Consider the following 20,543-nt stretch of genomic DNA (forward strand, 5'->3'; position numbering starts at 1 on the left):
AATGGGAAGTAAAAAGATTCTATTAGTAGAAGACGATCCAAATTTTGGAACCGTTCTTAAAGATTATTTAGCATTAAACGATTATAATGTAACACATGCAAAAGACGGAATTGACGGATTGATTATGTTCAAAAATGCCGAATATGACTTGTGTATTTTAGATGTAATGATGCCCAGAAAAGACGGTTTTTCTTTGGCAGAAGATATCAGAACCACCAACAAGGAAATTCCAATTATTTTCCTAACTGCGAAAACCTTAAAAGAGGACGTTTTAAGAGGTTATCAGGTGGGGGCCGATGATTACTTAAATAAGCCCTTTGATTCGGAAGTACTTTTGCATAAAATAAAAGCTATTTTACAGCGTAAAGAAAGCGAAAAGTCTACCGAAAGTGAAGAATTCGAGTTCAAGATTGGAAAATTCGATTTCAATTCAAAGTTACGTCACTTGACTTTTAACGGTGGAGAGCCACAAAAACTATCGCCGAAAGAAAGTAAGTTGTTGCGCATGTTAGCCATCCACAAAAACGATTTGATGCCTCGTGAATTGGCATTGACAAAAATTTGGAGAGATGACAACTACTTTACTTCTCGTAGTATGGATGTGTATATTGCCAAGCTACGTAAGTATTTAAAGAGTGATGAAGATGTAGAAATCTTAAACATCCACGGAGAAGGATTCCGTTTGATTGATAAATCATAAACCTCAATATTACAACCACTAAGCTTCCTAATTTTAGGGAGCTTTTTTTTTGTAACAAAAATTCCTCATCTTCGTCTTATCAGTATAACTCTCAAAAAAAACTAGCTTGGAAACAATCTTATCTATTAAAAACCTGCATAAAAACTACGGAAAAATCCAAGCCGTTAACGATTTATCTTTTGACATTCAAAAAGGAAATATTTACGGAATTCTAGGTCCTAACGGAAGTGGTAAATCTACCACGCTTGGAATTATCTTGAACGTAGTTAACAAAACCAGTGGTTCTTTTAGCTGGTTTAACGGAACTAGCACTACTCATGACGCACTAAAAAAAGTAGGAGCCATTATTGAGCGCCCAAATTTTTACCCGTATATGACGGCTACTCAAAATTTAGAGCTCATTTGTAAAATTAAGGGAGTGTCTCGTGAAAATATTGACGACAAACTAAAAACTGTCAATTTGTACGAACGCCGTCACGACAAATTCCAAACCTATTCATTAGGGATGAAACAGCGATTGGCCATCGCTTCCGCCTTGCTCAACAATCCTGAAATCCTGATACTCGATGAACCCACAAATGGACTAGATCCTCAAGGGATTCACGAAATCCGTAAAATCATTAAAAAAATTGCCCAAGGGGGAACCACAATTTTACTGGCTTCTCACCTACTTGATGAAGTAGAAAAAATATGTACCCATGTAATCGTGCTCCGCAAAGGAGAAAAACTGTACAACGGTCGCGTAGATACGATGATTGCTTCTAACGGTATTATCGAAGTGAAAGCTGCAGAAGACAGCTCCGAAGAAAATTTGATCAACGCCTTAAAAAACTATCACGAAACCGCTAGCGTCAACAAAGAAGACGATTTGCTCATCGTGCAATTAGAAAATGACATTTCGGCAGCAACGCTCAATCGCTACTTGTTTGAAAACAACATTGCTGTCGCCCACCTCGTGAAGCGCAAACCGAGTTTAGAAGAGCAATTTTTAGATTTAACCCGCAACAACTAACCTAACTATGTTACGATTACTAAGTATAGAATACCACAAAATACGATACAATACAGCCAGTAGAGTACTCACCTTTATTTACTTTGGGCTACTGACTTCTATCGCACTTATTGCCGCTATCAAATTCGATATCGGCCCCGTAAAATTTCATTTGGCTGAACAAGGGATTTTTAATTTTCCGTACATCTGGCACTTTAACACCTTCGTTGCCTCGATTTTTAAATTCTTTTTATTGCTCGTTATTGTTTCGATGGTCGCCAATGAATACAGCTACAAAACACTAAAGCAAAACCTGATTGACGGTTTGAGTAAAAAGGAATTTTTACTTTCAAAGTTTTATACCGTTCTCGTGCTTGCACTAATCTCTACAGTTTTTGTCTTTGTCACCTCTTTAATTTTAGGGTTAGTTTATTCGGACTTCAATGAGCCTGCTATCATTTTCTCAGACCTCTCCTATTTAGTGGCCTTTTTTGTAAAACTCGTTGGGTTTTTCTCATTTGGTCTGTTCTTAGGTATGCTGATAAAGCGTTCTGCCTTTGCTGTTGGTGCCATGATCGTTTGGGCGATTATAGAAGGGATGACTAAAGGAATGTTGTACTGGCAATTCAGAAATGTCGAGGGAAGCACCCAGGCAGCTGTAGACCAGGTAATGCAATTTTTCCCGCTAGAAGCGATGTCTAACTTGATTAAAGAGCCCGTTACTCGTTTAGGCGCTGTAAAAACAGTAGCCAATCAAATCGGAGAACACATTACCAAGGACTATTCTGTTAGCTTGTTATCGATAGTCATTGTACTTGCATGGACGGCTATATTTATGTTATTATCGTATAGATTGTTAAAAAAACGTGATTTATAGAGGGTTTTAAGTAGTTAAGTTGTTTTATATTAGCAAGAAATTTATTTTTCTATAGAATGAAGAAACTACTTATACTACTTACAACATTTCTATCAATAGCTAGTTATGCTCAAAAAGAAGCAAACGTCTGGTACTTTGGAGAAAATGCTGGGTTGGATTTTAACACCACCCCTCCTACTGCATTAACCAACGGACGTTTAAGCACCCTTGAAGGATGTTCTTCTTTTGCTGATGCCTCGGGTAATCTGTTATTTTACTCAGATGGTATTACGGTTTGGGACAAAAATCACAATGTGATGAACTACACCAACGGTAACCCAGCAAATGATTTGAAAGGAGATCCTTCAAGTACACAATCAGGAATGATTATTCCAAAACCGGAATCCTCATCTATCTACTACTTATTTACCGTAGATGACGGACCCTCAGCTAGTGGTCCTGCAAGTGGACTCCACGTATATACCATTGACATGTCATTAAACGGAGGTGCTGGTCAGCTTATCGATGAAGATAAAGACGGCGTTTTCTTTAAAGACTTATCCGACGGAAAAGCGAGTCAATGGACTGAAAAAGTAGCCGCTGTTCGCGGAAAAGATTGTAACACTTATTGGGTTGTATCTCCAACACAATCGCAATTTTACGCGTACAAAATTGATAAAACTGGAATCATTAGCACTCCTGTAATCTCTACCGTAGGTGGAGGATTCACCAATAGAGGAAATTTAAAGCTCTCTCCTGATGCTTCGAAAGTCCTCATTGCGAATCAAAGTAACAATCAAGCGACACTTTTTTCGTTTGACAACGCTACAGGTGTGGTTGCCAACGACGGGGTTAACTTATTGAGTTTTGCTGATGGTCAAGCCTATGGGGTTGAATTTTCTAGAGATTCTCGCAAAGCCTACGTATCAACCACTCGCTTTTTCACAGATGACCCCTCGCGTCCAAGTACCTATAAATTGTTCCAATTTGACTTGACCAAAACCGATATTCGCGGTTCGAAACACAAAGTAGTAGAACAAAATGGATTTAGAGGTTCGCTACAGTTGGCTCCAGACGGGAAGATTTATGTAACCATCCCACAAACCTATAGCAATCCTGCTGGTTTTGCCACGCACTTAGACGTAATCGAGAACCCGGATGCCGATCCTGTTGACCTGCGTTTTAGAAAAGATTATATCGATTTAAAAGGAAAAAAATCAACACAGGGATTACCTCCTTTTATTTCGTCTCTTTTAATCCCTATTGAAATTAAAGATCAAATTTCAGGGCTTCCTGTAAATAATAAAACACTGCAGTACTGTATTGGTGAAAGCAAGACCATTGCTCCTGATCCATTAAGTGGTACTGGGGTGACCTATGAATGGACCTTTAACAACGGAACCACGACGACGACTATATCGAATTCAATTTCAATCACCCTAAACAACCTCACGCTTGCCAATGCCGGAGAATACCGCCTAAAGGTTACTTTGACAGACAGTTGTGGAAACAAGGTTATTCGCGAAGGAGTTTTTAAAATCGAAGTATATCCTGCGACCTCAGCAACACAACCTAGCGACATCAACTTCTGTGATGTTGACAATGATGGATTTAATGTATTCGATTTACAGAAAGACGTTACTCCACAAGTACTCAACGGTCAAGACCCTGCTATTTTTGAAGTAGTGTACTACCTCTCTATGGCAGATGCTACCAACAATACAACTGCTAATGCCTTGGCAAATCCATATAGAAACCCAACGGCCTTTAGCAATCAAACCATTTATGCCCGTATGCATAACAAGGCGGCACCTGAAGCTTGTGCCGATATCAAATCGTTCAAACTAGTCGTTACCGGAAAACCAGCTCCGACCAAACCTGCGGATTACGTTTTTTGTGATGATGCGACGGTTGGAACCGATACCGACGGAATTCACGAATTCTTACTCAATACAAAGGACAGTGAAATACTAGGTGCTTTAGACCCGGCTATTTACATCGTATCGTACCACAAAACCTTGGTCGGTGCACAGTCAAATACTGACGTAATTAACAAAACTGTTCCTTATCGCAATGAAACGGCAAACAACCAAACGGTCTATATTCGCGTTGAAAACAAAAACAACGTAGCTTGTAACGACACTGCCACTACCTTACAGTTGGTGGTTAATGCTTTACCGACGATTAACAATGTCGTTGAATTAAAACAATGTGATAACGATACGGATGCTTTTTCAGACTTCAACTTAGAAGAAGCTCGCGGAAAAATTTCAACGAATTTCACCAACGAAACCTTTGTCTTTTACGAATCATTGGCCAATGCCCAAGCGGCAACCTCGCCAATTGCGAATCCGACTGTATACCGAAATAAAACTGCGACTTCAGACAAAGTATGGGCTACAGTAACCAACAGCAATGGGTGTCGACGCATTGCCGAAGTAAACTTAACTGTTTCAACGACGGGAATCCCAAGTACCTTTAGTCGTAGCTTTAGACAATGTGATGATTTTCGTGATATCAACGGACTTAACAACGTAAATAACAATGATACCGATGGTATTAGTAGTTTTGACTTTAGTTCAGTAGATGCTGAAATTAAGAACATGTTCACAGCAGTAGGACAAAAAATTAACGTAACCTATTACCGCAACGAACCAGATGCCTTAGCTGAAAAAAATGCTATTACAGACATCACCAACTACCGTAATATTGGATATCCGAACACACAACAAATTTACGTGCGTGTGGACAGTGATTTAGACAATGATTGTTTGGGATTCGGACCTCATATAACACTTACGGTTGACCCGGTACCTACAGCAGCTGCGGTTGCCAACATAGAACTCTGTGATGATTTTAACAGTGGTGCTTTTGACGATGGTATCAATACCAATATCAATTTACGCAACTATGCGGCTACAATTTTAGGAAGCCAATCTGCTGCAAATTTCACCGTTACGTTCCACAAATCGGCTGCAGATGCCAACTCAGGGGCAAATGCTATTCCTAATGACAACAACTATAAGAATACTACTCGTGACCGTGAAACCATTTATGTTCGCGTAAGAAATAACGCTACTGGATGTTTTAATGACCACACCAAATTTGACATCATTATTCACCCATTACCAACCATTTCAAACACAATCCCGAACTTAGAAGTTTGTGATGTTCCTACGGCGAGTGACAGTGATTCTAGAAACAGAATTGCGCAAAATATTCCTCTGGGAGATCGCGATGTAGACGTATTGAACGGTAAAAATCCAGCGCAGTTTGAGGTGAGTTATCACAAAACGAGAAATGATGCCATTAACGGCGTAAATCCATTGTCGAAAACTACCTATGCGAACGATCCAACAACGACTAATTTCCCGGCGAGTTTGGCAGGCGATGATCCAGCTACAGAGATCATATTTATCAGCATGCTCAACAAAACTACCGGTTGTCGCAACGGTATTGCTACTTTACAAATCATTATACATCCAGAACCTAATATCCCAGTAAACATCAATAATTATGTAGACTGCGATAATACTTCTGACAGTGCTAATGACGACACCAACTCTATTAACGGAGATATCACGCTCAAAAATAAAGTTCCGGAAATTTTAGCCAATTACCCGGTAGCTGATCACAATAAGTTTGCTGTGACCTTCCACGCTTCACAAGCAGATGCAAGATCAGGAGCCAACCCGTTAAATGAAAACACGTATCAAAATACGGCGAATAATCAAAAAGTATTTGTTCGCGTTGTCAACAACCAATCGCGTTGTGTAAACAGCAACCTATCGTTTGATATTATTATCAATCCACTTCCGTTCTTTACAGTGAACACGCCAGTAATTGTTTGTTTAAACAATCCTCAAACGCGTTTAGAGCCTATCAACCCATTGGCGACCTACTCGTACGAGTGGAAAGTAAAAGGCAGCACTAGCACATTGAGTACAGCAAATTACCTCGATGTCACAAAAGGAGGAACTTATGTGGTAACAGCTACGATGCAAGACGGAACGGGATGTCAGAGAACTCGTGAGATTGTCGTAAACGAATCGAACAATCCAACCTTAAAAGAAGAGGATATCATTATCGTTGACGATACGAATAACAACCGACTCAACACCTATTCTATAAAAATCGTCACGGAAAACAACAATTTGGGTATTGGTGATTATCAATTTGCCCTCGTTGACGAAAAAGGAGATCAAACACCTTTCCAAGACGAGCCACTATTTACGAATATCGGTGGAGGAATTTACACCGTATTGGTAAATGATAAAAACGGATGTGTTCCTGATGCGAGTTTAGAAGTTTCGGTAATTGAATATCCGAAATTCTTAACACCAAACAATGACGGACACAACGATACTTGGAAAGTAAAAGGAGCGAACTCCAGTTTTTATCCGAGTAGCAACATCTACATTTACGATCGCTTTGGTAAACCTGTTGCCACGATTCCTGTAGATGGTGAAGGCTGGGACGGTACCTACAACGGAAACACACTCCCTTCTAACGACTACTGGTTTAAAATAGAACTCGTAGATAAAAAAGGGAAAGTTCACCAACACAATGGTCACTTTTCATTACTTAGAAAATAATCACTAAATTAGCTAGTAGGAAACTACTAGCTAATTTGTTATGAGACCGGCACTTACACTACTACTACTAACCTTTGCATGGCTATGCTACGGCCAAAACGAAACTAATCACTGGTATTTCGGAGAGGAAGCTGGTATGAATTTCGTTCGAGGTAAACGACAAATTCTTACCGATGGAAAGATGACTGCTCCAGCAGGATGTACCAGTATTTCTGATGCGAATGGAAATCTACTCTTTTACTCCGACGGCAATACCATCTACACCAGCGACCATCAAGTGATGACCAATGGTGACAACCTTCAGGGAAATGTCAACCACTTTCAGAATTCTATCATCATCCCCAAACCCAAAACACCTGGGGTGTATTATTTATTCTACTCAAAAAACTTTAATCCTCCGCCCAACTCAGGGCTATTTTATGCAGAAATTAAATTTGACGCAGCCAATCCGAAGGGAATTGTAACTAGCAGGAGTTCCTTGTTACGCAGCTTGAGTTCTCATCGAATTTCGGCGGTACATCACACCGACGGTTCTTCTATATGGCTGGCAACACTGCATCAAAATCCATATGAAAAAAATGCCGTCAACCGATTTTCGGTGTTTAAAATTGACGACACCGGAATTATTCAACCTCCCGTAGTTCATACAGGTAAAACCACCGTATCGAATACTGGAGTCATGAAATTTTCACCTGACGGTACCAAACTGGCCGTCGCTGATTACGGACAATCTGATATCTTTTTATACGATTTCGATGCGAGTACCGGAAAACTCGCACACAAAACCACGATTTTTACGGATATGATGATTTTCACTCCGACAAATCCACTCGGACTCGCCTTTTCTCCAGATTCAAAAAAAATCTATTTTTCAGCACGAGAAGTCATCACGCGAAGTGCCATCACACAATACTATATTGACAAGCCACCGACAACACCCCCTACTCTTGACGAAAAAAAACGAATTTACACATCGACAGATGTGCACTTTGGCTCGTTACAATTGGCAGTTGACGGAAATATTTACGTTTCAATTTTTGAGAATAACCGTCCGATCGATTTGGAAGATGGCATCGTTAGTCAATCTGAACTCGGTGTTTTAAAGTTCCCAGACGACGAAGATACTCCTGTGCAATACGAGCACCTGTCCGTTTCCTTAGGAGGTAAAAAAGCGAGTAAAGGCTTGCCTAACTTTATCCAATCGTATTTCAGAAATCGCATCATCGCTAACGACGAATGCGTTTTTGAAAATATCGACTTCAAAGTAGATGGCTATACTACCATTAACGCAGTAGCATGGGATTTTGGTGATGGAACTACGGCTAGTGGTTTGCAAACAAACCACACCTATACCAGTCCTGGTAACTACACCGTTTCAGCGGAAATCACTTTTAATGGAAGTACAACTACCGTTTATAAAGACCTCAACGTATTTGCCCTTCCCAACCTAGTTCCCAACCAACGATTGGTACAATGTGATCCAGATAACAACGGTACAGATTACTTTAATCTCACGCAAATCACGAGTAAAATCACTAGCGACCCTTCTTTGCAATTTACCTATTACGAAAGCTTAGCAGATGCCCAAAGTGCTAGCAATGCACTGAGTAATCCACAGGCCTACCAAAACAAACAAAACCCACAAACGCTCTACATCCGAGCTGTCAACGAATATGACTGTGTACAAGTTGCCGCTTTTGAAATTGAATCCGTTTTTGTGTCGGTACCTTCGCTAACCCCACTGATTGTTTGTGAAGACAGTGATGGTGTCGTTGCCAACAGTCAAGGAACTTTTGATTTAGCAACCTACGCCGCTGCCATCAGAAATCAACTAAGCCTAGCTCCAGCCGCTGTACTGAATTTCTATCGATCACAAACAGATGCACAGACCTTAAACAACCCGATACCTGCGAGTTTTACAAGTCCGAGTACCACCATCTGGTTGCGCATCGACTTACCTACTGGCTGTGGAGGAATTCAATCGAGTCAGCTCATTGTTAATGCAACACCGGTAATTAATTTACAAACGGAATACACCTTGTGTATCGACCCATCAAAGCATCCTCCTGTTATTTTGCAAGGCGATCCTTCTAACGATCGTTTTGAATGGCGCGATGCTCTTGGACAAGTAGTCAGCACTCAGGCTAATTTTCAACTCCAGCGAATTGGTAAATACAATTTAACCGTATACAAAACGGAAAACGGAATTCTGTGTTCAAACAATCGCGACTTTTTAGTTGTCAATCCGAGTATTCCCAGCATACAATCGTGGGAAGCTACAGCAACTGGTGATGCTACCTTTGATGTTTTAATTGAAGTTTCCGGCAATGGAAATTACGAATATTCATTGGACGATCTCAGCTATGTTGGAAGTGGTAATAGTCATAATTTTCAAGGAGTTCCTCCTGGCATCCAAACGGTTTATATTCGTGATATTAGCAGATGTGAACCTGCCATTCAACAGGAAATTACCTTACTGGGATTCCCTAGCTTTTTCACTCCGAACAACGACGGAAAAAATGATGTTTGGAGAATAGCGGGAGCCCAGCCGAGCTTTTTTCAAGACATCGACATCAAAATATTTAATCGTTACGGTCGTCTTTTACATCGCATGAACACCTACACCGCTGATTTTGGGTGGGAAGGTATATTTAATGGTAAAGTTTTGCCTCCTGATGGTTATTGGTATTCTGCGAAACTAACAGACTTTAAAGGAAAAGTAATTCAAAAAACTGGAAACATTTCATTAGTGAGAAATTAACCAGAAACTATGTGTATTTTTGTTATATGAATTTCGAAATACAATCCGCATTTAAACCTACAGGTGATCAGCCAGAAGCTATCAAGCAACTCGCAGCAGGCATTGAGAATAACGAAAAGTATCAGACGCTTCTCGGTGTTACAGGGTCTGGTAAAACATTTTCCGTTGCCAATGTCGTAGCAGAGGTTAACCGCCCTACCCTAGTGTTAGCGCACAACAAAACCTTAGCAGCGCAATTGTATTCCGAATTCAAACAGTTTTTCCCGAACAATGCGGTAGAATATTTTGTATCCTATTACGACTACTATCAACCCGAAGCTTATATTCCCGTCACAGGAACCTATATAGAAAAAGACCTCTCTATCAACGATGAGATAGAACGACTCAGAATTAGCACTTCGTCTTCTTTACTTTCGGGGCGTAGAGATGTTCTCGTCGTAGCTTCTGTTTCCTGTTTATACGGTATTGGGAATCCGGTAGAATTTAAAAAGAATGTCATTAGCATCGAACGTGATCAGCAGCTATCACGCACCAAATTTTTACACCTGCTCGTGACCAGCTTATACGCCAGAACCGAAGTTGAAATCAAAAGTGGTACGTTCAAAGTAAAAGGAGATGTCGTTACCATATACCCATCGTACGGGGACAGCGGTTATCGCGTTCACTTTTTTGGTGATGAAATTGAAGAAATAGAAACTTTTGATATCGAAACCAATCAAACGGAAAGTCGATTAGATCGCCTAAATATTTATCCAGCAAATCTCTTTGTTACCTCTCCTGACGTATTGCAGGAAGCCATACATAAAATTCAAGACGACCTAGTTAAGCAATGTGATTATTTCCAAGAGATAGGAAAACATCTCGAAGCAAAACGCCTCAAAGAGCGTACGGAATTTGACTTAGAAATGATTCGAGAATTGGGATACTGCTCTGGTATCGAAAATTACTCGAGGTATTTAGACGGTAGAGAGGCTGGCACCAGACCTTTCTGTTTACTAGATTATTTTCCTGACGACTTTTTAATGGTGATTGATGAGAGTCACGTTACGGTTCCTCAGGTACACGCCATGTACGGAGGAGACCGCAGCAGAAAAGAAAACCTTGTGGAATACGGTTTCCGCTTACCGGCGGCTATGGACAATCGTCCTTTAAAATTCGAGGAGTTCGAAGTATTGCAAAACCAAGTTATTTACGTTTCAGCGACACCTGCAGATTACGAACTTCAAAAAACAGAAGGACTGTTCGTAGAACAGGTGATTAGACCCACGGGGCTATTGGATCCTGAAATAGAAATTCGTCCTAGTGAAAATCAAATTGACGACCTTATAGAAGAAATTCAAATTCGCGTTGAAAAAGACGAGCGTACTTTGGTGACTACCTTGACCAAGAGAATGGCAGAGGAACTCGCCAAATACCTAACGAGAATTCAAGTACGTTGTCGTTATATACACTCTGATGTCGATACACTCGAACGCGTTGAAATTATGCAGGACCTTCGCAAGGGACTGTTTGACGTACTCATAGGTGTAAACCTACTTCGTGAAGGACTCGATCTACCCGAGGTATCCCTTGTGGCAATACTCGATGCGGATAAAGAAGGTTTTTTAAGAAGCCACCGTTCGCTTACGCAAACTGTAGGTAGAGCCGCTAGAAATGTCAATGGGAAAGCCATTATGTATGCGGATAAAATTACCAATAGCATGCAAATGACTATCGATGAAACTGCTAGGAGACGAGAGAAACAAATGAACTACAATACAAAACACGGCATTACTCCTACACAGATTAACAAGAAAATTGACAATACGCTCTCGAAAAATGCCATTACAAGTCATCAATACGAAGCGGCAACTCAAAAAGTTGCAGAACAAGACTTGACCTACTTACCCAAAGAAGAAATTGAGAAACGTGTTCGCGAGAAAAGAAAAGCGATGGAAACTGCTGCTAAAAACTTAGACTTTCTAGTAGCTGCTCAATTACGCGATGAAATTAACTTACTAAAAGAGCAACTTAAATAAACTTCAAAAGGCAAAAATATTTATATTTGCGCCCTGATTGAGAATATTAAAAAATTTGCTTTGCTATGAAACAACTACCTGAGGTATTTTCGGGTGTGGTGATGCTGTAACCTGCTATCCCATATCGCCTTGAACGAATTCAAAGAGCATCAACCTTCTGGTTTGATGGGTACTTCTGTGTGCCTACTCTTGAACTATCAATAAACCTAATACAAGCTCTTTGAGCTTGCATCTAAACACTTAATATACATTAAATTAAACTTTATTATCGCATGAGAACTCAACTATTGCTATGGATGTTACTCTTTTTAAGTTTACAATCCTTTGCCCAATTACATTTTGAAAAAGGTCATTTTATTACTTCAAAAGACAAAAAAATTGACGCCTTTATCCTCTTTGAAAACCGAAAACACACTCCTTCGGAATTTCATTATAAGCTTAGCTTAGACGCACCAACACAGCTCATGGAAGCCAAAGACCTCAAAGCTGTTCAAATTGGCGAATTGGCCAGATACGAAATTCACATCGTTCGTATCGACAATTCTACCACTAAAAGTAGCGAGCTCAGCAACACCCGTTTATCTGTTTTTAAACACAAGCGACTCGTATTAAAAGTACTTCTCGAGGGGAAAGCGACCTTGATGAATTATAAAAGAAATTCACTGGAACGCTTTTTTGTCCGAACTGGAACTGAGGTCGTTCCTTTAGAATTCAAAAAATACGTTACTAGTAGAGGAGAAGTAAAATACAATCGTAACTATCAAAAACAACTTCGAGACTCCTATAGCTGTCAGGACCAAACATTAAACACAGCTATTGGTTACCGTTCAAAGTATCTCGTTCCTTACTTTAAAAACTACAACCATTGCTATGATGAGCCCATTAAGGAATACCCGAAAAAAGGAACAAAAAATTCCACCGCAGAAGGCATTGCCAAAATCAGAATTAAGGCTGGGCTCTCGAACTTTGTCGTAGGTTTTGACACCCCAACATCGAGCCCAACAAGTTCTACCTTAAACTATCATATAGGTGTTGAACTCGAATACAAATTCCCGTTTAACAACTACAAACTATCCATGTTTACAGAACCAACTTATCATTTTAATATCAAGGAAAACGTACCCTATCAAATAGGAACTAAACAAAGTTACCCCAACGGTCCCTATGTTTCCGTATTTGAAAATGCAGTAATTACCTACAGTGGATTGGAAGTCCCATTTGGAATTAAAAATCATTGGTTTCTAGACGATGTCAATTTCCTCAACCTTCACGCAGGGGTATCGTTTAACATCCCTATGAATAGCACTATAAAAAGTTCTCCCAAAATCAAAGGGGAAAAAATTCGATCTTTTACCTCTACCTTTATCGGTCTGGGTTATGAAAACAACAACAAATGGAGTATTGATGTGAGGTACTATCTACATCCGCGAGTACTTTCTAATGATCTCGGACCTATAATTTATAACAATCTGAATTTAAAAGTTGGATATACACTATTCTAATAGTTACTGTAGTTGCAAAACCCTGACTTCCTATCAGGGTTTTGCAGCTCAACGGTTCTTACTACCAATAAATCTGTTAGCAAAAGGCCAGCACAAAAAAAATACACGAAACGCACTTAAAGCACCGATTCTTTAAATTAAATACAATTAAATTATCTATATTCGCGCCCTGATTGAGAAAAGTTAAATAATTGCAACACTTAAAAAACCATTTTAGCCAGGAAAAAGCCTCTAAATCGTACAGTTACCATGTACTAGTCAGGTCTTTTATCTTACAAACGGAAAACTACCATAAGATCGGTCCTGTACATCAGTAATGCTACTCATCTTTTGCTGTTGCTGTAACTACTATTATGACTACAGGAAACGACTATCTATAATTACGCCCGAGTCTACTACTCGATTTTCCCATTAAATTCTGAACACTATAAATTAAACTATATTATGAAAAACAAATTATTGCTATGCTTATGGATACTGACCAGCGTCAGTGCCTTTGCCCAATTAAACTACGAAAAGGGATATATCCTCAAAAAGGACAACCAAAAATTAGAAGGGTTTTTACTTCACGATGACGTCTATGAGATTCCTTCAGAATTTCACTTTAGAAAATCACTTGCTGATGAGCGCAGTACCATTCCTTCAGCACAGGTAGAAACTGTCTATATTACTCCAAATCTCAAATACGAAAGGCATACGGTCGCCATCGATGATTCCAATACTAAAACCGGTAAATTGAGTGACACTCGAATTTCAAACTTCCAACAAAAATCACTTTTACTAAAAGTACTAGTTGAAGGAAAGACCTCTTTGTTAGTATATAAGAAGAATAACATCAAGCGATTTTTTATCAAGCAAGGAACAAAAGTTACTGCCTTAGAATACAAAAAATACGCAATTGGTGAAACCAAAATTGGATACAATCGAAACTATCAAAAGCAATTGAAAGATTTATTCCACTGCGGTCCTCAAAACACCTTAAAAGTTCGTTACCGAGAGAGTGACTTAATTGACTATATCAATCAATACAACAGCTGTAAAGGAGAACAAGCTATTGATTACAGTCAAATACGACTAAAAAAGCATACCAAAGGGCGTTTATTGTACAAAGTAAAAGCTGGAGTTAGCAGTACTACTCTCGGTCTTCAAGTTTATAAAAGTAATTCGACCGCGACAACGTTTGCTACCCAGTTAGGAGTTGAATTGGAATACTTACTTCCTTTTAACAGCCAACGTTTTTCTCTATTTTTAGAACCTACTTATCACCTTAATGCTGCTACAGATGTAAAATACGCCGCTGGTAGTGGGACTATTCCTTCTTCAGGGCAAGTGGTAAAAGTATACCAAACAGGGAATGTTAGCTACGAGGGTATTGAAATCCCATTAGGTATTAGACACTATTGGTTTTTAAATGACACTAGCAGTTTAACGCTTCACGGGGGAGCTGCCTATCATATTCCTACCTCGAGTACGATGCAATTCACGGCGAAGGATGCCCCTAAAACACTAGAGAGTAAGGTCTCATTCTTTGCGGGTATCGGATACGATTACCACAGGAAATACAACCTAGAACTTCGATTCAATCTCAAAAGAGACATGAGTCATGAAAATGTTGCCCTGGCAAATTACAGTGCAATTGCCTTAAAATTCGGATATACCTTATTTTAATACTAGAATCTCCGCAATAACTTTGACATCAATCGGGTGATTGCGGAGAAACTATTGGAAATCTAAGAATACTACAACGAGCATATACTAGGATAATAAAATAAGACATCCCTAACAAAAGTCTGTTTATATTAAACTTTATGAAAAACAAACAACTATATTTGTACACTGAATAAGAAAAACACAATAATTGCAACACGTGAAAACTCGTCATTTTTCCGATTTCTCGGATGGTAATATTTCAGCATTACGGCTCGAAGCAGCCAACACCTATTCGTCGCTATTGATTGTAAAACTGCAGCGAGTAATGAGGACTTACTCAAACTGTAGGGTCAACTGCGAACTTCTAATAACTAGCAGCCGATTCAAGGCTTACTCTGCACTATACTAAATTAAACTACCCTATGAAAAAAAATATATTGCTATGGTTAACGGTACTTATGAGTATCAGTGCCTTTGCTCAAAAACACTATGAAAAAGGACATATTCTAACTGTTGGTAACAAAAACTTTAAAGGCTACTTACTTCATGAAGATCTCTTTCATACCCCGACAGAATTTTACTTTAAACAACAGCTAACCGACAAAAGAAAAACCATTAGCGCCGAGGAAGTAAAAACAGTCGTTATTAACCCCAATTTAAAATACGAAAGACATACGGTAAAGATTGACCTCAATAATACGAGAACCAGTAATAATACGAGGATTTCCAATTTCCTTCCGCATTCCCTTCTATTAAAAGTCATTCTAGAAGGAGACATCACATTACTCAGTTACGAAACCAGTAAAATCAAGAGATTTTTTGTAAAAAAAGGGAACAACATCATTCCTTTAGAGTACAAAAAATACAAAATTGACGATAAAATTAACTACAACCGAAATTACCTTAAGCAGTTAAGAGATTCCTTTGCTTGCAACCTTCAATTTAGGTTAGCACCCTCATATACTGCGGAGGCCTTGATGAACTACTTTGAAACTTATGCCGAATGCAAACAATTAAAAATCAAAAACCTAACAAAAATAAAGGTTATTAAAAACCGCAAAGGTATATTCAAACTCCGCGCTAAGTTAGGAGTCGCCAATACAACTTTTCATACAGAAGTACCCCATAGTTTCAAATACCAAACAAGTGCAACCGGGCTGCAATACGGTATAGAAGTAGAATATATTTTCCCTTTTAACAACCACAGACTTTCCGTATTTATTGAACCAACGTTTATATCGAGACGAACAACTACATATACTATCCCAATTCATTTTATCAGAACTAATCAACATTCTACAATAGATCCCAAAAAATTCCAATTAGAAGAATATTCTCATCGTGGATTCGAAATTCCTGTAGGATTAAAGAATTATTGGTTCATTAGTGACAAAAATGCTATCACTCTTCATGGTGGAATCTTGTTTAGTATACCTGGTAATAGTTATTATCGTTACCCTAACATACCTGGAGCTTCACTTTCTCCTAGTAAAACCACTTCAGTATTTATGGGAATAGGATACGACTACAATAAAAAAATGAGTATTGAACTCCGATACAATGCCAACAGGGAATTCGCTTTTGAAACTCTAGCAATCAGTGATGTATCGCTAAAAATCGGATACTCAATCTTCTAAATATCAAACCTCAAATTAATTCAAAATGAAAAACAATTTTTTAATGATCATTTGCTGTATATTCAGCATGTCAGTACTAGGACAAAATAGCTACCGTAAAGGTTATTTTATTAACCAACAAAACGAGAAAGTAGAAGGTTACATCATGGACGAAGACAGTTTTTTTACTCCTACGCAGTTTTTGTTTAAAGCGAGTATTGACCAAGCTACCCCTACGAACTTGAACATTGACAATGCCTCAGAAGTCGTTATCAACAACATTGCTACTTATAGCCGACTAGAGGTTTCTGTTGATGAATCGAGTTCACAACAAGAGCGTTTAACACGTTCTCGTATCTCGTCATTCGTAGCTCGTACCCTATTTGCGAAAAAACTGACACAAGGAACGGTAGCGCTATACGAATTGTCGACAAGTGAGTATCAGCGATTCTTTGTTGCAAAAGACGGGAGTGTCACTTCACTAGAGTTCAAATACTTTCTCAATTCAAAAATGAAAATCGGTAAAAACCTCAACTATCAAAAACAACTAAAAGAAAAATTTTCTTGTGAGGGCACCAATAACCCAACGGCCATTGCTTATGACAGACGTTCTTTGGTACAGTATTTCAAAAACTACAGTCGTTGTAAAGGGTACGATTTCAAAACTTTAAAAGAAGACAGAAGTGAATACGTCAATGCACTGTACAAGGTGAAAGCCGAAGTAGCGCTCGCCATGAGTTCTTTTTCAAGTACTTCCGGAACAGAGGTAGAAGGGATAAGCGCTACCGCCCTCAAAGTTGGGGTTGAACTCGAATACGTATTTGCCTTTAACAACAACAAGTGGTCTGTTTTTGTCAATCCTGTTTGGAGCAGCCCTAATGAAATAAAAATGGTAACGGAAGCAGGAACCATTGCTGGGCCTCCTTCAAGTGGTGGAGTGAGAATTCCGGTATACGATACGAGTACTGTATCCTTTTCTATGTTTGAACTTCCTATAGGTGCGCGTCATTACTTGTTTATCGACAAACAAAATGCACTCTTCTTAGAAGGTGGACTCACCTATAGCATGCCTATTTCGGACAGCGTTGTAAAAACCGTAAACTATAAAGACGAACTTATCCATGAAAGTAAATTGCGTTCCACAACCAATTTCTTTGTAGGTGCTGGATATACCTTTAACAGAAAATTTAATGCTGCCCTGCGTTACGATCTCGTTCGCCCACTAAAGGTAAGAGATTTAACCGTAAATCAGAATACGCTATCACTTCGATTGAGTTATAGCATCTGGTAAGCAGTGACGAGCTTTTAATTCCCAAAGTACAGTCCCTAACTGTGCGAAAACAAAAAGCCCTTAAGAAATTAAGGGCTTTTTTCAAACAATTAGAATCGCTTTTGAGCGGCGTATTCCATCGCCTCTCCTTTACCAAAACCAAAACTTACACCGAGTGTAAAAAAGCGTCCTCTTGCCCTGTTGCTCTCCGAATAAAACGTTGGTTGATCTGTTATCGAAGCTCTTCTTCGGGTAGCAAATACATCGCGAACTCCTAAGTTCACTATCAACTTACCCTGCAACAGTTTTTTTCTCAGTCCTACGTTTACAAAACCGTTCGATTTTATGGTACTCTGTGCTGTTTTATAGCTCGACTGGTAATTCCCTGTCATTTCAAAATCAAACTGTGCCGGAAGTTTCAACTTTGCGGTTGCCTTTGTATCCCAACGCGTCCCGTTGAAGTCAAAATTATTAGCAGCATCAAACTGCCCTTTTCTGTTAAACCAGTTGTAATTTACATCTCCATTCACGGTTAACCACTTGGTAATTCCCCAACGGTAATTCGCTTCTAAACCGGTAATGGCATTGGTCCCGAAATTCTCCGGTCTGCGCGTAGTTACGTTCGTCGTGGTATTGTAGAAACTCACATCCTCTATAACATCTGTGGTATAACGATGGTAGAGCCCGAAATTGACACTGGCCTTTCCAATTTTATGAATAGATGTTAACTCATACGAATCTGTAAACTCTGGAAGCAGGTTTGGATTTCCCGTAAAAATATCGAAGGTATTTCGTATGTTGAAAAAAGGATTTAAATCCCACAATCTAGGTCTAAAAATACGACGAGAATATCCCGCTTGCAGGGAAAATCCAGTACCTACCTTATAAGAAGTATGAACGCTTGGAAAAAGATTGGTATACTGCTGAGTATGCTCTTGATTGGTCGTTTTTAATACGGTACGTAAATCTGTGTTTTCTACTCGCAATCCGGCTTTAATTCCCCATACATCTCCTTCATAAGCAGCGGTTGCGTAGGCTCCTAACACATTTTGATAGTATTCAAAAACATTGGTTAATCCTGGGTTCCCAATCCAATTCCCTCCGATCAACGAACTAACGGCATAATCATTACGGACATCGTTTAACACGTATTGGGCTCCCGTTTCGATAGTGTACTGATCGTTTAAAGGGTGCACGTAATCTAGCTTAAACGTATATCGTGCCTCTTTAAAATCTGTTCTCGTTCTTTGAGAGTTCGAAGCCAAAGTACCGGCGGTAACTTCATTAGAAAACGTCGAAGATTGATCTTTACCAAAAAAGCTTCCTAAAGCACTAAATAATAAGTACTGTTCTTTGTGGCGCTCAAAATCCTTTTTGTACTGCAGTTCGTACTGGTACTTCGGATTGGTAGCCTCCGTTACTTCTGCACGCGTGTAGGCAGCTTGCAAGATGCGATTGGCGTATTCTTCAAAACGCATATTCGAATCCTCATCTTCTATTTCGTATGCTACATTCCCTGACAGGGTAATGACATTTTTATCATTGATGTGGTAATCCGTTCCCAATGATAAATTGTAAAACTGTTCGTGTTTGTTTCCCTTCCCTGAACTGGTAATTTCATTGTTTGCTACCTTGTTTCTATTCAAGGTACTCACGGTATTTGGAAAAGTCCGCTTCCCCACTCCTAACTGTCCGAAAAAGTTAAATTTCTGGGTTCTTTTATTAATACTCAAACCTATACTGTGGTTATTAGGACTTCCCGTATTCAATGTCACGGCGCCATTCAAGCCTTTCTTTTCGCTTTTCTTGAGTACGATGTTGATGATCCCTGCAGTTCCTTCCGCTTCGTATTTTGCAGATGGGTTGGTTATCACTTCTATCTTTTCTATCTGCTCAGCAACAATTGTCCCGAGGGCATTTCCTTCTTGGCTAGCAATGACAGAGGGTTTTCCGTTGATTAAAATCTGCGCTCCTTGTCCTCCTCGCAACGTGATAGCTCCCTCTATACTGACGTTTACCGATGGTACATTGTTCAGTACTTCGATAGCGCTGGCTCCGGCAGAAGTCAGATCTTTTCCGACGTTAAAAACGCGTTTATCCAATTTAAACTCTGTAGTAGATTTTTCTGCCCTTACGACTACTTCTTCTAACTGTTCCGCATCTTCTTCGAGCCACAAAGTACCCATATTTACATAGGCATTCTTAACCTCAGGTTGTAATCGCAAAGATTTAAATCCGATAAAACTTATTTCGACCAGAAAATTTGTCTTTTTTACTCCCAAAACAAACGTTCCATCTACTCCCGTGGTGGTTCCTGTTAACGGTTGCTTACTTTCGGCATCCAATAAAATCACCGAGACAAATTCTAGTGGCTGCTGGCTGGCCTTATCCTTGACCACTCCAACAACCTTAGTCGACTGTTGCGCGCAAACGCTCCATGAGACGATCATTAAAAGTAGCCATACTTGCTGTATTAAATATTTCATTTGGTCTTTGTTTAGATCGCAAAAATCTCTCAGATCACTGGATCCGCCCAAAAAAATCTTTCAACTACCAAAACAGCTGGATGAACAACTCAAGTCGT

The 20,543-nt window shown here is 39.4% G+C and carries 11 protein-coding genes; 10 read left to right on the forward strand and 1 reads right to left on the reverse strand.

The features are described 5' to 3' along the window. The first annotated feature begins 1 nt into the window (after window position 1). The 10 genes from ACXAG7_RS08140 (at window position 2) to ACXAG7_RS08185 (ending at window position 17,980) form a co-directional block, all read left to right on the forward strand. Entirely contained in the window at window positions 2-700 is a 699-nt protein-coding gene (locus ACXAG7_RS08140; protein ID WP_408044812.1) for a response regulator transcription factor, read from the forward strand. A 106-nt stretch (window positions 701-806) separates the two neighbouring features. After that, on the forward strand, window positions 807-1,712 hold the full coding sequence (locus ACXAG7_RS08145; protein WP_408044813.1) for an ABC transporter ATP-binding protein: 906 nt from the start codon (window positions 807-809) through the stop codon (window positions 1,710-1,712). A gap of 7 nt (window positions 1,713-1,719) precedes the next feature. Next, a complete protein-coding gene (locus tag ACXAG7_RS08150) occupies window positions 1,720-2,568 on the forward strand; it encodes an ABC transporter permease (RefSeq protein WP_476666556.1) in 849 nt (282 codons plus the stop codon). Window positions 2,569-2,624: 56 nt separating this feature from the next. Next, window positions 2,625-7,142 (forward strand): T9SS type B sorting domain-containing protein, encoded by a 4,518-nt coding sequence (locus ACXAG7_RS08155; protein WP_476666557.1) that lies wholly within the window; start codon window positions 2,625-2,627, stop codon window positions 7,140-7,142. A 40-nt stretch (window positions 7,143-7,182) separates the two neighbouring features. Continuing rightward, a complete protein-coding gene (locus ACXAG7_RS08160) occupies window positions 7,183-9,903 on the forward strand; it encodes a T9SS type B sorting domain-containing protein (RefSeq protein ID WP_476666558.1) in 2,721 nt (906 codons plus the stop codon). Between the two features lie 26 nt (window positions 9,904-9,929). Then, window positions 9,930-11,921 (forward strand): excinuclease ABC subunit UvrB, encoded by a 1,992-nt coding sequence (gene uvrB, locus ACXAG7_RS08165; protein WP_408044817.1) that lies wholly within the window; start codon window positions 9,930-9,932, stop codon window positions 11,919-11,921. A 272-nt stretch (window positions 11,922-12,193) separates the two neighbouring features. After that, window positions 12,194-13,423 carry a porin family protein gene (locus ACXAG7_RS08170; protein ID WP_476666559.1) on the forward strand — a complete coding sequence of 410 codons (1,230 nt, stop codon included), beginning with the start codon at window positions 12,194-12,196 and terminating at the stop codon, window positions 13,421-13,423. Window positions 13,424-13,867: 444 nt separating this feature from the next. Continuing rightward, entirely contained in the window at window positions 13,868-15,091 is a 1,224-nt protein-coding gene (locus ACXAG7_RS08175) for a hypothetical protein (protein ID WP_476666560.1), read from the forward strand. Window positions 15,092-15,495: 404 nt separating this feature from the next. Next, on the forward strand, window positions 15,496-16,710 hold the full coding sequence (locus tag ACXAG7_RS08180; RefSeq protein ID WP_476666561.1) for a hypothetical protein: 1,215 nt from the start codon (window positions 15,496-15,498) through the stop codon (window positions 16,708-16,710). Window positions 16,711-16,735: 25 nt separating this feature from the next. After that, the gene (locus tag ACXAG7_RS08185) at window positions 16,736-17,980 is read left to right on the forward strand and encodes a hypothetical protein (RefSeq protein WP_476666562.1); all 1,245 of its coding nucleotides are present in this window, start codon (window positions 16,736-16,738) and stop codon (window positions 17,978-17,980) included. Between the two features lie 89 nt (window positions 17,981-18,069). Here ACXAG7_RS08185 and ACXAG7_RS08190 read toward each other — a convergent pair whose 3' ends face one another. After that, window positions 18,070-20,445, reverse strand: a complete 2,376-nt coding sequence (locus tag ACXAG7_RS08190) for a TonB-dependent receptor (RefSeq protein ID WP_476666563.1) — start codon at window positions 20,443-20,445, stop codon at window positions 18,070-18,072. Window positions 20,446-20,543: the final 98 nt, after the last annotated feature.

The organism is Tenacibaculum sp. AWR4_210, from assembly GCF_056160945.1.

Coding starts and splice junctions, on each gene's coding strand:
- ACXAG7_RS08140 (WP_408044812.1), top strand. CDS start 2: ATGGGAAGTAAAAAGATTCTATTAGTAGAAGACGATCCAAATTTTGGA.
- ACXAG7_RS08175 (WP_476666560.1), top strand. CDS start 13,868: ATGAAAAACAAATTATTGCTATGCTTATGGATACTGACCAGCGTCAGT.
- ACXAG7_RS08150 (WP_476666556.1), top strand. CDS start 1,720: ATGTTACGATTACTAAGTATAGAATACCACAAAATACGATACAATACA.
- ACXAG7_RS08155 (WP_476666557.1), top strand. CDS start 2,625: ATGAAGAAACTACTTATACTACTTACAACATTTCTATCAATAGCTAGT.
- ACXAG7_RS08185 (WP_476666562.1), top strand. CDS start 16,736: ATGAAAAACAATTTTTTAATGATCATTTGCTGTATATTCAGCATGTCA.
- ACXAG7_RS08170 (WP_476666559.1), top strand. CDS start 12,194: ATGAGAACTCAACTATTGCTATGGATGTTACTCTTTTTAAGTTTACAA.
- ACXAG7_RS08190 (WP_476666563.1), bottom strand. CDS start 20,445: ATGAAATATTTAATACAGCAAGTATGGCTACTTTTAATGATCGTCTCA.
- ACXAG7_RS08160 (WP_476666558.1), top strand. CDS start 7,183: ATGAGACCGGCACTTACACTACTACTACTAACCTTTGCATGGCTATGC.
- uvrB (WP_408044817.1), top strand. CDS start 9,930: ATGAATTTCGAAATACAATCCGCATTTAAACCTACAGGTGATCAGCCA.
- ACXAG7_RS08180 (WP_476666561.1), top strand. CDS start 15,496: ATGAAAAAAAATATATTGCTATGGTTAACGGTACTTATGAGTATCAGT.